Consider the following 19,743-nt stretch of genomic DNA (forward strand, 5'->3'; position numbering starts at 1 on the left):
TACTCTGCGCCTCTACGGTTAAATAAACTATTTTTGAACCGCAGAGGCGCAGAGAGTACAGAGAGAAGAGTGTGAATAAAATTTTCCATAAATGATTTAGGATTCCTATGGTTTGAAGTCTATTTTTCTTTCTGTGAATTTTTGGTTTTGTATTATACTTGCTCAATTTAATTCTTAAAAACGTAATTGCTGCATTACTTCCTCCTCTGATAACCCATCGACTTCCCCTAAAATCTGTGCTAAGGCATCATTTTCTGCTTGCTCAAATTGTTGAGCAGTCACTTTTTGGGCAAGTTCAGCAATGGTTGGATTTTCAAACAAATAACGCAAAGAAAAATCAAGAGAAAAAGCTTCTCTTAATCGAGAAACAACTTGAGTCGCCAATAAAGAATGTCCCCCCAACTCGAAAAATTTCTCGTAAATTCCAACCTGTTTTAATCGCAGAACCTCAGCCCAAATTGTAGCTAATTGTTGTTCAATGGCGGTGCGAGGAGCAACAAAATCAATTTCTAGATTTCTTTGAGAAGCATCTGGAGCAGGTAAAGCAAGGCGATTTATCTTACCATTAGGCGTTAGAGGGAATTCCTCAACAAACACGAAAGCCGTGGGAATCATGTAGTCAGGTAGCTTGTTCTTAAGGAATTGTCGCAGTAGGGGCGCAAGGCTTTGCGCCCTCACAATTGATGCGTTCTCCTTACTCAAGAAATAAGCAACTAAGCACTTATTCCCAGGTTCGTCTTCCCGTACAATAACCAAGACTTGCTTTATATCTGGATGTTGAATTAAAACCGCTTCAATTTCTTCTAATTCGATGCGAAAACCCCGAAGTTTAACTTGTGTATCAATTCGACCTAGAAATTCCAAATTCCCATCAGGGAGACGGCGGATTAAATCCCCAGTTTTGTAAAGCGTATCACCCTCAACAAAAGGATTAGGAATAAATCTTTCACGGGTTAATGTTGGTTGATTTAAGTAACCTCTAGCAACACTCGCCCCACCCACATAGAGTTCTCCAGGAATTTCAAGAGGAACCCTGTGTAAATCTTTATCTAGAAGGTAAACTTTCCGGTCACCAATGGGTTTTCCAATAGGAATTGAACGGACATTTTGAGCAAGTTGTTTGGGAAGCGGGTAACAAGAGGTAAAAACTGTACATTCCGAAGGACCATAAGCATGAATAATTTGGGTTTCAAGCAATAGTTCTAAGGCGCGACGAACATGAGGTATGGAAACGGATTCTCCCCCAAAGAGCAGTTGTTTAACTCCTGACAAACCTTCGGGTATTGTATCGATCGCGAGATTGAATAAAGCCGTAGTCAGAAACAAGGTGTTAATTCCTTGTTCTTGAATAATTTGGCTTAAGCCCTCTGGTGTGGGAATTCTCTCTGGGTAAAGCACGCAACGCCCCCCGTAAAGCAAGGGCGACCAAAGTTCTAGGGTGAGCGCATCCCAAGAAATGGATGAATGTTGTAGCCAAATTAAATTTGCATCAAGATGAATGTAATCAACCCCAAACATAAAACCAATAAAGCTACGATGGGGAACTTCTGTTCCTTTTGGTGTTCCCGTTGAACCAGAAGTATAAATAATATAAGCTAAATTTTCTGGATTAACGTCACTAGATAAATTGTCTTCTTTGTATTGTGCAATTATTTCCCAATCTGAATCAAGATTCACCACAGTTTGATTTTGGATGGGAAGGCGATCACGCAAATGAGTTTGTGTGAGTAAGATGGGTGCTTGTGCATCTTTTAACATAAACGCCAGTCTTTCTGAAGGATAAGCGGGATCTAAAGGAACATAAACTCCACCTGCTTTGAGAATAGCGAGTATTCCTATTACCATTAAAAGCGAGCGAGCAACACAAATTCCCACCCGTACTTCGGGTTGAACTCCTAGTGCTTGTAGGTAATGAGCTAATTGATTGGCGCGGTTATTCAACTCCCGATAGGTTAAGTTCTGCTTTTCATATACAATGGCAACTGCGTTGGGAGTTTTTTCTACCTGTTCTTCAAATAAAGTCTGAATACATTTATAATGAATAGAATCTATATTTTGATAATTTTCTAACAGAATCAATTGTTTTTCTTCGGCGGAATTCAGCAGAGATAATTGGGAAATATCTTGTTGTAAATTGGTTGCAAATCCTTCTAGCAACGTTTGGAAATGTCCGATCACACGGGCAATTGTCTGTTCCTTGAAGCAACTGGTATCATAGATAATCCTGCCAGACAATTGCGCTCCAGGATTAACCACTACTGTTAGAGGATAATTTGTGCGTTCAAAACAACGAAGATGACTAATTTCTAAAGTTTTTTCGTTTTCTTTTTCGGTAGAGTCAAGCGGATAATTCTCAAAAACTAAAAGGCTCTCAAACAATGAAATTCCTGGCGGAAGATCGCTTAGGCGTTGAATTTCCGCTAGAGAGTAGTAAGCATATTGTTCCTGCTCGAGTGCTTGGGTTTGTAAATGCTTGAGCCAGAGTAATAGTTCTGTCTTAGCTGTAACTTGTACTCGTATGGGGATGGTGTTAATTAATAGCCCAACCATTGAATCTACTCCCGCCAAATTTGATGAGCGACCCGATACAGTTGCACCAAAGACCACATCGCTTTCCCCACTGTAACGGGAAAGGAGCACCGCCCATGCTCCTTGCACCAAATTATTCAAGGTTAAGTGATGCTGTCGCGCTAAAAATTGCAGCTTGTTAGTTACCGTTTGAGATAATTGGAAAGGTTTTTCATCGTAAGTCCCCTGTCCTCTGTTTCCTCCTAAAGGGGTAGGAGCCTCAAACCCCTGGAGAGCTTGTTGCCAAAAGTTCTTTGCCTGAGTAATATCTTGTTGCTGTAACCAATCAATATACTCTCGATAGGGACGAGCAGGAAGCAAATGTAAATGTTCGCCTCGATAATTAGCTTCATAGAAAGCTAAAACTTCTTTCAAGACAATCTGCATCGACCAACCATCAAAGAGAATATGATGATGACTCCAAATAAATTGGTAAGTTTGTTCCTTTAGCTGGATAATGGTGAAGCGCATCAGGGGAGCAACATGAAGGGAAAATCCTTTTTGGCAATCGCTCTTGAGAAAATCCGCTAGATGCTGTTGTTGTTCGTTGAGCATTAAATGACGCCAATCTAGTTTCACCCAAGGAAGTTCCACTTGCTTGCTCACCATTTGCAAAGGCTTTTCTATCTCTTCCCAATAAAAAGAACTCCGCAAAACTGGGTGTCGCACAACAACCCATTGCCAAGCTTGCTGAAATGCAGGAAAATTCAATTTACCAGACAGGGTACAAATCAACTGCTCGAAATAAAGTTCCGATTCTGGTGCATAAAGAGTATGAAAGAGCATACCCTGTTGCATCGGCGAAAGTTCATAAAGGTCTTCAATATTTTTCATAAGGAGATTGGTATTGGTCACTGGTCACTGGTCACTGATTTTGTTGATTTTGGCTAGAAATTTATCTAGCTGTTTTTGGCTTAATCTAGCTGCTGAAAAGTCAGAAGGAGTATGACCGATCGCATCAGGTGACTGACAGTGAGCAATCAGAGTTTTTAATGCCTCCATGAATCCAAAAGCCAAGCATTCAATGGTGGCTCGTTTATGAACTTTTACACTATAAGCCCAAGTCATTTCCAGTTTTCCCGCACGAATAAATCCGCTAACTCCTAACAGGTGGCTGCGCCTATTAAGTAAGCTCTGTTCGGCTTTGAATTCTTTAACCGAACCTAAAACCTCAGTTGCTGATAGCACCCGATCGAATTGACCGAGGTAGTTAAAACTCACTTGTACTTGAGGTAACGCCTGAAGTTTTTTGCGTATTTCGGGATTGTTGTTCAAATATCGCAACACACCATAACCAATACCCCGGTTGGGAATACGCCGCAGTTGTTCTTTGACTGACTTTAAAGTCTCGCCAGGATGGTCAACTGCTTCTAGCTGTAGACAAACGGGGAACAAAGTGGTAAACCAACCCACAGTGCGTGACAGATCCACATCCTCAAATAAATCTTCTCGTCCATGTCCCTCTAAATCAAGGAGTAGGAACTGTTCCCCCGTCCATTGGGCAAAGCTTTGCACTAGGGCAGTCAACAGCACATCATTAATTTGAGTGTTGTAGGCAGAGGGTACATCTTGCAATAGGGCGCGGGTCTGTTCTTCACTTAAAGAAAGTGACACAGTAGCGGTTGAGGCTATAGTGTTGTCTTCTGTGGTTGAAGGATAATCGACTGGCAATGCGGTCACTTTAAAATTAGACTGACTCACCCAGTAATCCAACTCTGTGAGGATTTTCTCAGATTGTCCATATTCTGTCAGGCGATCGCTCCAATATTGGAAGGAAGTTGTCTTTAGTGGTAGTTTAATAGCTTCGCCACATCTCACTTGTTGGAAAGCAGTAGCCAAGTCTTCTAGCAAAATTCGCCAGGAGATGCCATCGACTGCTAGGTGATGGATAATTAACAGTAACCGACCTAGTCGATCGTTGCCCAACTGAAATAATGCCACTTGTGCAATCGCTCCAGTGGATAAGTTCAGACTAGCCTGAAGTTCAGTATTTGCACCATTCATCGCTGTTTGTTGTGCGTCTGGTGACAAGTGTGACAAATCGAACACACTCAATGGCACAGTTTCTTGGGCGGTGGTGTTAATTTGCTGCCAGTTTTCGCCTTCCCACACAAACCTCGTAGGTTGGGTTGAGGAACGAAACCCAACATTAGTGTAAGAGTGACAGTTTTCGCCTTCCCACACAAACCGCAGACGCAGAGCATCATGATGCAGTAATAATTGTTGCATGATTTGCTGCAACTGCTCGCGGGTCAATTCTGGTGGGACTTCTAGCAGTACTGATTGGTTAAAATAATTGGGTTCGGACAATTCCTGCTCGAAAAACCACTGCTGGATTGGTGTCAGTGCTATCTGACCAGTCACTAATCCTTGCTCAGCTTTAACAGAACGAACCAAACCTGCCACAGCAGCTAACTCCGCAATGGTTTGGTACTTAAATAGCTGTTTGGGAGCAATTTGGATACCCGCCTGATTAGCACGGGAAATGATTTGAATGCTAAGGATAGAGTCTCCACCCAATTCAAAAAAGTTATCGTGGATGCCGATTTTTTCTATTCTTAAGATTTCTGACCAGATTGCCGCTAATTTCTCCTCTACAAGTGTGCGGTGTGTAACAAATTTATCTTCAATACTACGAGAAAAGTCGGGAGTTGGAAGGGCGCGGTAGTCTACCTTCTGATTGGGTGTCAGGGGTAGCGCTTCTAGCAGCACGAACGCCGAGGGCACCATATAATTCGGCAATTTCTGCTTGAGAAAATGGCGCAATTCATCAGTAGTTGGTTGTGACTGGTGCGGCACGATATAAGCCACTAGGCGCTTTTGTCCGGGAATGTCTTCACGGGCAATGACAACAGCTTGGAACACCTGAGGATGTTGATGCAGCACTGTCTCAATTTCTCCCAACTCAATGCGAAAGCCCCGCACCTTCACCTGAGTGTCAACTCGACCAAGATATTCCAAAGTGCCATCCGCTCGAAATCTTGCTAAATCCCCTGTTTTATATAATTTTGGATTTTGGATTGTGGATTTTGGATTGTAAAACGGATTCTGGATAAATTTCTCCGCAGTAAGTTCAGGACGTTGCCAATACCCTCTAGCTAAGGAAGCTCCGCCAATGTGCAGTTCTCCTGGAACTCCTATGGGTACAGGCTGCAAATATCGATCTAAGACATAAACCCAAGCATTGCTTATGGGGCGTCCAATCGAAACAGAGGTGGCTGTGGAGGAATTAAGGCGGTGTAGGGTGGTGATGACCGTTGCTTCCGTTGGTCCGTAGCTATTAAATAATTGAGGTGGATGGGGAAGATGAGCAACACTACTATGCCAATGCTTCACTTTTGACGGTTGAACTTCTTCTCCTCCAACGATCGCAATTCTCAAGCTTGCGGGAATACGAGAGTCTTGAGACTTTAGTTCTGCCACTAATTGATGCCAGTATGCTGTAGGCAGATCCAAAACAGTTAACTGCCATTCTTGGCAACATCGCCAAAATTCATCACTGGAGTGCAACATCTGTTCGGTGCGGAGCACTAATGTTGCACCGACTAATAGAGTGGGAAAAATTTCTTCAATAGATGTATCAAAGCAGATGGACGCAAATTGTAGAATGCGTTCGCGAAGCGTACCCGTAGGGTTCTCGCCTGCATCAATTCCATACTCGTGGATAGCGGTCATGACAAAATTCATCAGCGATCGATGTTCGATCGCCACCCCCTTGGGTTTGCCTGTGGAACCAGAGGTGTAAATAATGTAGGCAAGGTTGTGCAGCTGAACGTCACTCGTCGGATTGGCTGTACTGTATTGACCAATGACTGACCAATCCGTGTCTAAACAGATTGTTTTTCCGGCATAATCTGGTAGTTGAGACCGGAATCTTTCTTGAGTCAGCAGAATGCTCAATTGCGTATCTTTGAGAATGTCAGCCAATCGCTCTTGGGGATAAGCAGGGTCAAGGGGAACATAAGCACCACCTGCTTTGAGAATGCCGAGTAAGCCAACAATCATTTCAAGAGAACGGTCAACGCAGATGCCAACTAGGGTTTCTGGTTTGACTCCTAAACTTTGCAAATAGTGTGCCAGTTGATTGGCGCGATCGCTCAATTCACGGTATGTTAATTGTTGACTTGACTGCTCTACGGCTACAGCATCAGGCGATTGCTCCACTTGTTCTGCAAATAACTGATGGATACACTCATCTTGTGGATATTCCCTTTGATTTTGATTCCATTTCACCAACAACTGTTGTTCAAACTGAGTTAACAGAGGTAGTTTCCCAATCTGCTGCTCTGGGTTAGCAAGAATTTCTTCTAGTAACTTTTGATACTGCTCTAGCATTCGTTGAATTGTCGCAGCATCGAAGAGGTCGCTGTTATACTCTAAAACTAGGGTGATGCCCTTGGCTCCTGTTTTAGAACCGTTCTGCACGCTTTGTTCATAGCGCGGTATGACCAGGAAATCCAGATCGAACTTTGAGGATTTGTTGCCGATTGGTTCGTGCAGGCTGATGTTTAAACCTGGGAAGCTCAAGTTTGGCATGGGAGAATCATGGAAGCTAAACATCACTTGAAACAAGGGATTGTGACTCAAGTTGCGTATTGGTTTGAGAACCTCCACCACTTTATCGAAGGGTAAGTCCTCGTTAGCATAAGCTTCCAGAGTACAGGAGCGTACTCGAGCGAGTAACTCCCGAAATGTGGGATTACCTGACAAATTGTTGCGTAAAACCAAGTTATTGACCATCATGCCAATTAACCCCTCGACCTCGCGCATCCGCCGATTGGCAACAGCTGTGCCGACGCTAATGTCGTCTTGCCCGGTGTATCGGTGCAACATGACCAAAAAAGCTGCCAGCATCGTCATGAATAAGGTAACACCCTCTCGACGACTGAGAACTCTGAGCGATTCACACAAGTCGATAGGAAGTTCCATCCTGATTTGATCGCCTTGGTAAGTTTGCTCTGTTGGTCGCGGGCGGTCTAATGGTAATTCCAACAGGGGTGAACTACCTGATAATTTTTGTTGCCAGTAAGTCAATTGAGCTTGGGCTTCCTGACTTTTGACCCACTGTCGTTGCCAATAAGCAAAGTCCGCAAACTGCAAGAGTGGTTCGGGAAGCGGGGAAGGATGACCCAAAGAGAATGCTTGATAAAGTTGTATTAACTCACCTAGAAAGACGTTGAATGACCAACCATCATGAACCATGTGATGTTCGATGTGGAGCAACAGGTGTTCGCGTTCGCGAAGCGGCTGCTTTGCAGCATCGCCCTTGGCGCAAGCCGTACCCGGCTTATCGCTTAACTTGAACAACACCCACCTAACTAATGGTAGTTGATTTAAGTCAAAAGGCTTTTGCACTTCTGTCTCAACTAGCTTTTGAGCCTGGGTCTCACGCTCGTTTTCTGGGAATGACTGGAGGTCGATCGCGATAAAATCGATTGGTTGGTGTGGATGAATGACCTGAAATAGCCGCCCATTTATTGCTGGATAAGTCGTGTGCAAGATTTCATGACGCAGCACAATTTCGTTGAGACACTGTTGTAGTACTGCTACATCTAGCTGACCGTGAAATCTCAGAGTTGCCTGGAATTGGTAGGCGTTACTTTCTGGAGCCAATTGCTGGATGAAGTACACTCGCTCTTGGGCAAAGGAGACAGGCAAGAATCCTTCATGAGAAATTCTTTCTATAGCAAGACGTTGCCAGTGTTGCTCTGGATAAGCTTGTGCGATGAGTTGACCTAAAGCCCCTATGGTGGGGTTTTCAAATATCTGGTGAAAGGATAACTCGACAGTGAATACTTCGCGCACGCGAGAAAGCATCTGAGTTGCAATTAGGGAATGACCCCCCAGATAGAAAAAATTATCGTTGACTCCAATCTGTTCGAGTCTGAGTAACTCAGCCCAGATGAGGGCTAACTTCTCTTCAATTGGATTGCTCGGCGCGATGAAGCTTTCTTCGAGATCGGGACGCGAGCGATCGGGGACTGGAAGGTTTTTACGATCCACCTTACCATTAGGGGTTAGAGGTAAGGAGTCGAGAATCACAAAAACTGCTGGTACCATGTAAAGAGGCAGCTTTTCTTCAAGGAAGCGTTTTAGGATAGTAGCGTTTGCTTCCGATTTTTGGTTCAAGACAGTATAGGCAACAAGGCGCTTATCACCGGGAATATCTTCACGGGCGATGACCGCTGCTTGACTGACATCTGGGTGTTGACTCAAAAGCGCTTCAATTTCTCCTAATTCAATGCGGAAGCCGCGAATCTTCACCTGATTATCAACTCGACCAATGAAGATAATAGTGCCATCCGGTAAGAAGCGAGCTAAATCACCTGTTTTGTAAAGGCGTTCAGAACAGGATTGGTCTTCCTTGACTCCCCTGCTCCCCTGCTCAAGAGCTCCCCTGCTTCTTCTAAAGGGATTGGAAATGAATTTTTCCTCAGTTAGGTCTGGGCGGTTTAAGTAACCTCGTGCCAAGCCATCGCCGCCAATATATAATTCCCCAGGAGTCCCAATGGGGACTGGTTGAAGTTTGGAATCCAGTATATATATTTGTGTATTAGAAATTGGGCGACCAATCGGCAAATTTGTTGCCCCTTCCGCAACGTCTTGCACCAAGTACCAACAAGAGAATGTTGTACTCTCAGTCGGACCATAAGCATTGAGCAATCGCTGTGGCGGTCTATTCCTCAAAACTGCTTTGACCGACTTAGGATCTAAAGCGTCACCACCAATGAGCAAGTGTCGCAGATCTTTAAATGCCTGGGGGACAATGCTTGCTAACTGATTAAATAAGGCTGGCGTCAAGAATAATACACTGATGCTTTGTTCGCGGATGTATGCTGCGAAATGCTGGGGCGAAAGCACAACATTTTGGGGAACAATGACCAGCTTAGCACCGTGCAGGAGAGCACCCCAGATCTCAAAAGTAGCTGCGTCAAAGGAAGCATTTGAGGCTTGGGCAATACGATCGCTCTTGTCTAACTGCACGTAGTTCGTGTTGCATACTAGCCGATTGACAGCCCGATGCGGTACAGCGACTCCCTTTGGTGTTCCTGTAGAACCAGATGTATAGATAACATAAGCTAGGTTTTCCGCCGTTACATCGGTATTGGGGTTCTCTTGGCTTTGGCGATCGATTAATTCCCAATCGGTATCCAGACAAACTGTCTTCACCCCGCTTTCTCTAAACCCTGCAACAAACTTTTCCTGCGTCAACAGCACCTGCACTTGCGAATCTGATACCATAAAGTTCAGACGTTCTTGAGGATACGTTGGATCTAGCGGCACGTAAGCTCCACCCGCCTTGAGAATGGCCAAGTTACCCACTACCATTTCCCAAGAGCGCTCAACGCAAATTCCTACCAGAACTTCAGTCCCTACACCTAAAGATTGCAGATGGTGCGCTACTTTGTTAGCTCGGTGATTCAACTCTTGATAGGTAAATTTCTCCTCATTAAAGACGACAGCAATATTGTGTGGAGTTTTTTCCACTTGTGCTTCAAATAACTGATGTATACACAAATGCTTGGGATAATCTACCCTTGTATCATTCCATTCCACCAATATTTTATGTTTCTCCTGCTCACTTAAAACAGAAAAACCATCAACAGAATGAGCAGAAACAATCACAATTTCTTGCATAAAAGATACTTTAAAAGTTGAGTAAATTGAAAAATATAGTCCAATTATTACTACTTCTCTATGCTTCAGCCAGTTGTTTAACTAGAGCAACCCTAAATCATTTGTAAAATTCTCTCTTTTTTCTTTTCTTTGCGCTTTTTGCGACGCCCGGAGCTTCAACTGCTGGTAACCAGAGCAACGAACTGGCTAGTCTTAGCGGTTCATTAATTTTTACAATTTAAATATGAATGATACATACTTCATAAATTCCTTCAGACTTACATTTTATTCATGTACAAAAAGGATACAAAAAAATATTTTCTGTCTGAAGAAATCTCCATCCATTTTTTCATATCCATCAGATTGATAAGTTATGAAGAATGGTGAGCGTCCTCGCCCACCAATTTCTTTCATCCTTTAGCTTTCATACTCAGCCTTTTTGTACCAGTACTATTCGCTCTCAAAAGACACCAAATTGAACAGTGAAATTATTCATCAACAATTTCAACTGTCCTTGGTGCGTCAGGTACTTCATAAGTATTTTCTGGTGGGCTAAGGTGATGTTTTAGTTTGAGTTTTAGCTCATCTGTAATAGGTAGATCTTTAATTTCTTTAAGGAGAACTCTCAAGGATTCGGTTTTGCTGCGTTCTGAATAGATTGCCTTCAGAAGGGCTTCAAGTCCAAATCCCGCTACAGCATCCCCTACAACTGATATCAGACCAAGTATGGCTATACCACCTACGATGCCAAACGGTCCTCCCCAGGCTGTGAGGGCGGCAGCAACAGCCGCAGAACTACCTCCTGATGCGGCTGTTAAAACTACAAGAATTATGCCAGGAAGACCTAGACCGGCAAGTTTTTTAGCGATTTCGTCCATTGGAATTACCTAAAATCCTTACGTTTTGGTTAAAAAATGACTAACGGTAAGAGACTAGAACTGTTGTCAAGAAAGAACTCTGTTTCAAAATTTAGACTACGCTAAATAAGAGCCATCCACACTTAGATAAGGTTAAAATTTTACAAATTTTTCTATTTACCCCGATCTAAGAACTGAGTCACTTAATCAAGATTGTGACTGATTTTTCCTTTGACATTTGGCAAACTGAACCATCTGTTTGTTCTATCACTATATGCTTCATACAGCAGCCCTGTACCCAATCGACGAACTGCCGATTTATTTTTGCGCTAGCGATCGCATGGCAGCGCCGCCGTACCCGGCTTATCGCGTTCAGCTTAACAAAATATTACATAACTCATCAATTTGTTGACTTTGTGCTGCAATCAGTTGGTGGGCTGAGGCTTGTAGCTGGCGAATGTTTTCCAACTTGACATTATCTACGAGTTCCAAATCTCCTGTAAGGAATGTTTGAAACCGATAATAAGAACCGTTGAGTTCTTTTTGACTCGCCTCAAACCAGCGTTCTAATTCTCCGGCTACCACTTCACTACCACCATCAAAGACAATATTTAAAAGCGGTTGTCCCCATTGCAACTGCCCCCAATGTTTGACTTCGTTATAGGTATAGACACTTGTCAGAGAACCCGTTCCCAAGGAAACTATCAAGAGATCGTCTAAATTCACTGGCTGCGTGTTTTGTCTGCTTATTCTCGCCTCCATAATTGCTAAATAGGTGGGATTATTAGCAATCAATCCACCATCCACTAAAGTATAGAAGCCGTTGGCATTATGGGAACTTGCAACGCGATAGGGAGGAAAATAAGTTGGAATCGCAGTTGTTGCCATGGCTGCATCTTTAAGTGTAAAGCCGACAGATAACTTGCGAAACCTTTTCGATTCTATCTGTTGTTTTTCAACTTTATTTGTAAACAAGATGGGAATTCGCTGCTCAATATCGTAGCTAGTTACGAACACTTCTTTGAGATTCCCCTCTAGAGGCGCATCTCCAAAATATTCCCGGAAGATTTCCTCTCTGCTATCCGCCGCGTATTTTGGCTGGATAAATACATCTTCTATCGGTCCAAGTATTTTTTCCCATGCTGGCTCGTAAAACATTTCTGGTCCATACTCAACAAAGAGTTTTACCAGATCCTCTGCGGTATATTGAGCGATAGGCGTGGTATCGAATGGCTCCAAATTTAATCGGGGTTTAGTCAGTCCGAGCGCTAGAACTCCTCCAGTAGAAGTACCTGCAATTAAATCGAACAAACTGAATATCTGCTTTTGTGTCCGCTTTTCAATTTCTGCTAGTATCAAGGCTGGGATAATGCCCCGAATACCGCCTCCATCGATGGTTAGTATTTTATATTTAGCATTGGCTGGTGTATTCATAGCTGCTTGCGATTGCTCCTGAGTGAATGTTTGCGATCGCTCCTGCTGTGGGATATTTTCTGAGACTTCGCTTTGACTCGTTTGGTCTATTTTGATTTCCCCTGCTTGTGGTTGGGAGGTTAGAGATGTTTGGTCGCGAGCGAGTTTTTTCCTTGTCTCTTTTTTTACTTTTGGTTGACCTTCATTCCTGGCTGCTGCTGGAGCTAAAGCCGTCGTCTCTTGAGTCGGGGAATCTTCCTCTTGCACCACAGTTTCTGTTAAAGGAAGGTTTTCCTCTAAACGATTTGCTGTCTCATCTTGTCTTTCGCCCTCATTGGAGGATTGTGCGGTCATATATGGAAGTTCTGCTAAATCCCAAGTGGGATTGCCATGCAACGTTCCACCATAGCCATTTCCAGTTTGGTCTCGGACAATTGCTCCTTCTCCTTCGTTTAATGTCCAGTAAGCTACTAATCCAAGTTCATTCCCAACTAGAGGCTGATACCGTTGTGTTTGGATTTGCGTTTGGTCACAGGGGTAATTCCAGACACTTATGTTAGCTATTTGACCTGTATAATATATGTTATTATGTAAAGTCGCGCCCAAAGTTACAGAACTCGTTGCTTTGTTTAACGAGGCACCTCTCAACGAGCCTGCATACTCATGCTCATCAAGATATATGGTCAGTTGCCCCTGATAAAAGACAATCGCAAAGAAGTGCCATTGTCCGAGCGTCAGTTCTCCATTGCCAAAGGTTCTGAGACCGTTGTCTAGCTTCTCATCAATATAAACATCGAGATTTCCTGACTCACTAATGCCAAACTCAAAATTATCACTGTACCTATCTGAAGAACGGGCAAAAAAAACATTGCGCGTCCCATAAGTACTCGCTTTACTTGTGAGTTGATGCGGATTCAACCATCCTGAAATTGTAAAGGCAGAACTCCCTTCTGCAAAAACACCACCAATATCATTTTTGCCAAAATCTATGTAATCATCCTGCCCATCAAATGTCAAAACTGATTGCGTGTATACCTTGTTTGTCACAACATTTTCATCTCCCAATCGTACTTGGACTTACGCACTGGTATAAAACTGAACTTTTAGGTTGAAACTGGTTGACTATGACTAAAGTAGATTTTAACCCAAGCTTGCTAATAATCAGCTTCAAGTTATCAAGTTTACCAAGAAAATGCAATAGCAGACAACACAAATAAATGACATTTTGCAATGGGTGCAAGATGTGAGATTGGGGTCGCAGACAGTTAAGAAAGTTAAGACAGTTAAGCACATATTTATTAAAGGGGAAAACACATTATTGTAACTGTGTCCAAACTCCTTGACAGCGTTCCATCACTAGCGCCTGAAAAATTGATTGAGTTGATGGATGAATATTTATTTTATACAGAGAAAAAATTCCTGTAGGACTTTTAAGGTTTAACTCTCTTCGGGTAAGACATAATGCTTGTGCTCGATGGAGTTCCACAGCTTGCAGTAAACCTGGATAAGTCAAATTACGTAAAGCTAATTGACCTTTTTTAGTAACATATATGGCATCATTTTGAAAAAGATGTTCTAAGCTTATAAGCCCAGCATACACATCCACATCTTTTTCTATGCCTCCTAAACGGTGAGCATCTAAGCCAAAGCGAATGCAGAAATTGACAGCTACCAACTTCCCAGCTTCTTCAGCAGGTAAAGTGCAAGCTGCAAACTCAAAGCCCAAGCTATCAGATCGCCATTCTTCTACACCACTATGGGTATAGTTTTGGAGAAGGTTTTGCTTTACCTTGAAGTCAAATCCCAAACCACTCGCGTGTCCTGCTTCATGAACTTGAGTATCTATGTGGCGATAGCGTTCACCATTAATTTCGTCTTCTAAAGGACCTAAGAGTAAATTAGCTGTTTCATATTCAAATACTTTTTGGATGCATTCGCGGCTCGATCCTAAAAAACGCCGTCGCTGTTCCCTTGCATTGTTTAATGCTGGACCACAAACAATGTTAGGAAAAGACCATCCATTCGGGACGATGAAGGCTTCACCACTTTCACCACTAGTATTACCGCAACTAGCAATCTCGGTAAAGGACAGGTTTCTTGGAATTGGTTGACTTAAGGTTCCAAATTTTTCGCGAATCAGATTTTCTAATTGTTCAATAGATGGCTGAGAGTTTGAGTGTATTTGCCCGTAAATTGAGCTTAAAGTCACTTTGTGTTGGCATTGTCGATTTATTTGGTAAGGGGCGATAATCAGAAAATAGCCGTTTTTACCGATAAAATCCATATTGACAAAGCCTTCAGATAAGATACTCCAGTCATTATTTTCTAGAGCATCTGCTGTGTTGAGTAGCCAATCTGGAGGCAGTTCACAAGAGTTGTTTGCCTGTTGACGCAGTTTTTTGACAGCAATGGCAATTTCATCTTGCTCGATATATTGGACTACTTGTTTGGTTAATTCTTGTTCATCTACAAAGATCTTTGTCATTTGTGATACCTAAGATTGTATAGAAAACAAGCTATCAATTTGCATCTTCTTGTAAACGCACTCAAACATAGCGTTCTTACCTAGTCCATCCCTATTTTGTAAAAATATTAAGCGATTAGAAATCGCTGCTACAAAAAAACTTGCCCGCCTGCGCGGACTAGTAGTTCTTACCCTGTGGAGGCAGGCTTTGTTTGTATACCTCCAAAATTTTATTAATGTTTGAGTGAAAATGCAAGGATATTTTAACTACCAGCTTAACTGTCTTAAATTTCCGCTTAAATGTCTTATCTGTCTTAACCGTCCAATTAACAGTCTTAAGTGCTATTGCATTTTCTTCAGAAAACTGAGATGATTTGTGAGTTGAAGTTCTAAGTAACTCAATTTAAAAAAATATACAATGTTAGTAATTGCGCTTTAGCGCTAAAGCATAAGCACCAACCTAAAAGGCTCTAAAATTTAATTTGTTTGAGCTATTTTAATATGTGTTTTCAAGAAAGTAAGTTGATTTCATCAGATAAGCTGTCTTTAAAAAGGATAAAGCTAATGCAGTTAAATGATTATAGTTATAGTCGGCTTCTAGTAAATTCAGATAAAAAAAAATTTACAAGTAGAGAAATAGAAGTTGCTATTCTGTCGAGTTTGACTGTAGATGATTGTGTAGTGATAAAAAGACAAACCCAAAAGCTACAACAGGAATTACTTGCCTATGTAGTTCCATCAGGCTTATTCGCACCAGAACAATTGTTGTCTCACCTGCAAGCAATTCTGCCTAGCGAATTGATACCTACAGCACTCGTACCAGTCTCCACCATACCCCTAACAGATGTAGGGCAGGTAGATGAAGTCTTTTTAGCGAGATCAGAAGTTATTGACTCTGACTTAATGCATTGCGTCGAGGAGCAATTGGAGTCATTATCAGAAATTGAACATGTTGCGGTGGTTGTTGAATCAAGAGTTACAAGTATTCCTCCCGTGCATTTGGAGGATTTGTTAGGTGAGACTCACGTGTTCGCCTCTGAAGATAGCGAGCAACAAGCACAAACAAAAATATCTGGTAAAGTAAAAGTAGAAAATAAAAACATTTTCTCGTCAAAAAAGCTAGCTATTAGTCATGGGGAACCGCTACAACTCCCTCCAGATGCTCCCAAAACTTTAGCAGAAGTACTGCAACGAGCAGCTCAAAATTCAACTAAGGGTATTATCTACATTCAGCCTGATGGCAGCGAGAAACTTCAATCGTATCGGGAATTATGGCAGGAAGCCCAACAGATTTTAGCTGGATTGAGAAAGCTAGGATTAAAATCTCAAAACAAAGTTATTTTTCAACTAGAGGATAATCAAGATTTTATCCGTGCTTTTTGGGGTTGTGTACTAGGGGGCTTTGTTCCAGTGCCAGTATCCATCGCCCCTACCTATGAGCTAGTCAACAGTACCGCAAGCAAATTACAAAATACTTGGCAGATGTTGGGGAAACCCCTTGTACTAACGAGTGCTTCTTTAGCTCCCAAGATAGATGCTTTTTCAAGGCTTTTAAATTTAGAAAACTTTCAAATTGCAACTATTGAGAGCCTGCGTCAGTGCGAAGCGGATTTTCACTGGCATCAAAGTCAGCCAGAAGATTTAGCAATTTTGCTTTTGACGTCTGGAAGCACGGGTAAACCCAAAGCTGTGATGCAGAGTCATGGCAGTCTAATCGGCCATTGTGCTGCTACTGTTGCAATGAACAGTTTTACACAAGAGGATGTCTCTTTAAATTGGTTTCCCCTAGATCATGTTGGGGGAATAATCATGTTCCATCTTCGGGATGTTTATCTAGGTTGCCAGCAAATCCATGCTCCCACAGACTTGGTTTTGCAGAAACCTACAAAATGGCTGGATTGGATTTTCTACTATCGAGCCACGATTACCTGGGCTCCTAATTTCGCTTATGGACTGATCGATGAGCAACTAAAAAAGCTAAAAAGTAGGGCGACTTCCACATGGGAATTATCTTCAATGCGATTTATGCTTAATGGAGGTGAAGCGATCGTCGCGAAAACAGCAAGAAAATTTTTGCAGTTGCTGGAATTTTATCAACTGCCTACTACTGCAATGCACCCAGCATGGGGAATGGCTGAGACATCTTCAGGCGTTACCTATTCTGACAGCTTTCTATTGGATTCAACGACAGACGAGCAAAAATTTGTGGAAGTGGGCACACCTATTGCTGGATTTTCTATGCGAATTGTGGATACCCAAAACCAAGTCGTTGAGGAACAAACAATTGGGCGATTGCAGGTTAAAGGTACTTCCGTGACTTCTGGTTACTATCAGAATCCACAGGCAAACCAAGAAGCTTTTACCCCCGATGGTTGGTTTAATACTGGGGATTTAGGATTTCTTGATGGAGGTCGTTTAACTATTACTGGACGACAGAAAGAGATCATTATCATCAATGGACTCAACTACTACTGTCAAGAAATCGAAGCTGCCGTTGAAGAACTTAAAGATGTAGAGGTTTCTTACACAGCTGCCTGTGCAGTGAGACAACCAGGAATAAATACCGACCAACTTGCTATCTTTTTCAATACTCTTCTTTCTGAGGGTACCAGTTTAGTAACTCTGCTTAAAGAAATTCGCACTTCTGTTGTCAACAGGTTGGGAGTAAATCCAGACTATCTTATTCCAGTAGAGCAAGAAATTATTCCTAAAACTGCTATTGGGAAAATTCAACGCTCCCAATTGAGCCAGCGTTTCAATAAAGGTGAGTTTCAATCAATTATTAAACGAATTGATATATTACTAGGTAACACTAATACCATTCCTGACTGGTTCTACCGTCAAGTATGGAAGCCCAAATATCCCATTACCACTCTTAATTCTTCTTTAACTGTTACTCATTCTACTCTAGTATTTCTAGATTCTTTCGGGTTAGGAACATATTTATGTCAAATATTGTCAGAACATAACCTGCCATACATAACTGTTTCACCCGGAGAAGATTTTCAAAAAATAAATGGCTCGCATTACACAATTACTCCAGGACAAGCCAAGGATTACCAACTTTTAATCGAATCCCTAGCAGCAGCTAATATTCCCATTGGGCAGATTCTTCATTTTTGGACTTATGACCAGTATATTGGCGAAGTTAAAAGCCTTGATGCTCTCGAACAAGCACAAGAACATGGGATATACAGTTTATTATTCCTGGTTCAAGCTTTAGCCAAAGTTCAGGGTTTGGATAATTCTGTTCAATTAATACTTATTTCTTCTCATATCCAATCTATATTCTCAGATGACCCAATAACTTACGAGAAATCAACAGTCTTAGGGCTGCTGAAAACTATTTCTCAAGAACTACCAAAAGTGAACTGTCGGCACATCGATTTGCCTTTTGGAAAAGTTGAAACAAATGCAGCTTGTATCCTACAAGAGATGCAAGTTTTCTCAAAAGAACGCGAAGTAGCCTACAGAAATGGTCAGCGTTTTATTCCTCGTCTAGAGAAAGTTGATTTGACTGACGAACCTAAATCCCCAGTCACCTTCAAGCAAGGAGGAACTTATTTAATCACTGGAGGACTGGGAGGGATAGGTATCCAGATTGCCCAATATCTATTGAAACATTATAAAGCTCGGCTACTGTTGGTCGGCAGAACTCCTTTACCAAATAAAAGTACCTGGAATGCTCATTTAGAGAGGGAAGATGCTCTGACACAACGCCTCCAAGCTTATCAACAACTAGAAAAGCTTGAGGGAGAGATAATTTACGAAGCTGTTGATATCTGTGACTTGAAACAGTTGCAGATAATAGTTGAAAAAACTAAATATCGATGGCAGAAAAACTTAGATGGAATAATTCATTTAGCCGGAACTTTTCACGAGCAACTTGTACTTAAAGAGCAAAAGGAAAACTTAGCAGCAGTACTACGTCCTAAGGTGTTAGGGACTTGGGTACTGCATCAATTGGTGAAGGATAGTTGCGACACCATTTTTATCAACTTTTCTTCGGTAAACGGTTTTTTTGGTAGCACTGCTGTTGGTGCTTATGCTGCTGCTAATAGTTTTCTCGATCGCTTTTCTCATTACCAAAATTCCAAAAGTGAATTAGCAAGCTATTGTATGAGTTGGAGTATGTGGGATGAAACAGGGATGAGCCAGGGATATCAGATGAAAAATCTAACCCGTGCTAAAGGTTTCTATATTATGTCTTCCTCCCAAGCAATATCTTCAATGCTTGCAAGCTTACAACATCAGCAAGGGCATCTATTTATAGGTTTGGATGGCAGCAACCAAAACATTCAACGTTGGCAGTCGTCAGCTTTTGGTTTACAAAAGTTAACCGCCTATTTTACTGTTAGTAGTAGTGAAAAGGTGGTTAATTTACCAGATTTACAGCTACAAGACCGCTTTGGAACTTCTTTTACCTGCAATTTAATACCGCTGGATGAGATGCCCTTCACCGTAAGTGGTACTATTGATAAAAACAAATTAATTCGGCAGTTTAATCATCAGGAAGCAAACGCTAATGTAGCACCCCGAAACGAGGTAGAAAAACAGATGGCTCAAATTTGGCACCAAGTTTTAGGCATACCTCTTCTTAGTATTCACGATAACTTCTTGGAAATGGGAGGAAATTCTTTGTTGGGAACGCAATTAATTTCTCGGTTACGCGATGCATTCTCTATTGAGTTGTCTTTACGCGATTTATTTGCATCTCCGACTGTAAGCGCTCTGGCTAGTAACATTCAAGCACTGCAAATTGCAACAAAAGACATTACATTGATTGCTAATGCACAAGAAGAATACGAAGTGGGTTCTTTATAA

Annotated in this window: 6 protein-coding genes; 1 reads left to right on the forward strand and 5 read right to left on the reverse strand. The window is 42.0% G+C overall.

The window, feature by feature from the left end; genetic code table 11:
* Positions 1 to 174 precede the first annotated feature (174 nt).
* From WA1_RS15360 to WA1_RS15380, 5 genes are all read right to left on the reverse strand, one after another.
* On the reverse strand, positions 175 to 3,423 hold the full coding sequence (locus WA1_RS15360) for an amino acid adenylation domain-containing protein (protein WP_272819144.1): 3,249 nt from the start codon (positions 3,421 to 3,423) through the stop codon (positions 175 to 177).
* Between the two features lie 3 nt (positions 3,424 to 3,426).
* Positions 3,427 to 10,206 (reverse strand): non-ribosomal peptide synthetase, encoded by a 6,780-nt coding sequence (locus tag WA1_RS15365; RefSeq protein WP_017742642.1) that lies wholly within the window; start codon positions 10,204 to 10,206, stop codon positions 3,427 to 3,429.
* A 467-nt stretch (positions 10,207 to 10,673) separates the two neighbouring features.
* Positions 10,674 to 11,063: a hypothetical protein gene (locus WA1_RS15370; protein WP_017742643.1), complete on the reverse strand. Its 390-nt coding sequence runs from the start codon at positions 11,061 to 11,063 to the stop codon at positions 10,674 to 10,676.
* Between the two features lie 351 nt (positions 11,064 to 11,414).
* Positions 11,415 to 13,502, reverse strand: coding sequence for a patatin-like phospholipase family protein (locus WA1_RS15375; RefSeq protein ID WP_033334921.1), 2,088 nt, complete (start codon positions 13,500 to 13,502; stop codon positions 11,415 to 11,417).
* A 268-nt stretch (positions 13,503 to 13,770) separates the two neighbouring features.
* A complete protein-coding gene (locus WA1_RS15380; protein WP_017742645.1) occupies positions 13,771 to 14,940 on the reverse strand; it encodes a DUF6014 family protein in 1,170 nt (389 codons plus the stop codon).
* A 543-nt stretch (positions 14,941 to 15,483) separates the two neighbouring features.
* On the opposite strand from WA1_RS15380, the gene WA1_RS15385 reads away from it, so the two are divergent.
* A complete protein-coding gene (locus tag WA1_RS15385; RefSeq protein ID WP_033334922.1) occupies positions 15,484 to 19,743 on the forward strand; it encodes an SDR family NAD(P)-dependent oxidoreductase in 4,260 nt (1,419 codons plus the stop codon).

Origin of the sequence: Scytonema hofmannii PCC 7110 (genome assembly GCF_000346485.2) — a bacterium.
In the GTDB taxonomy this organism is placed as follows: Bacteria; Cyanobacteriota; Cyanobacteriia; order Cyanobacteriales; family Nostocaceae; genus Scytonema; species Scytonema hofmannii.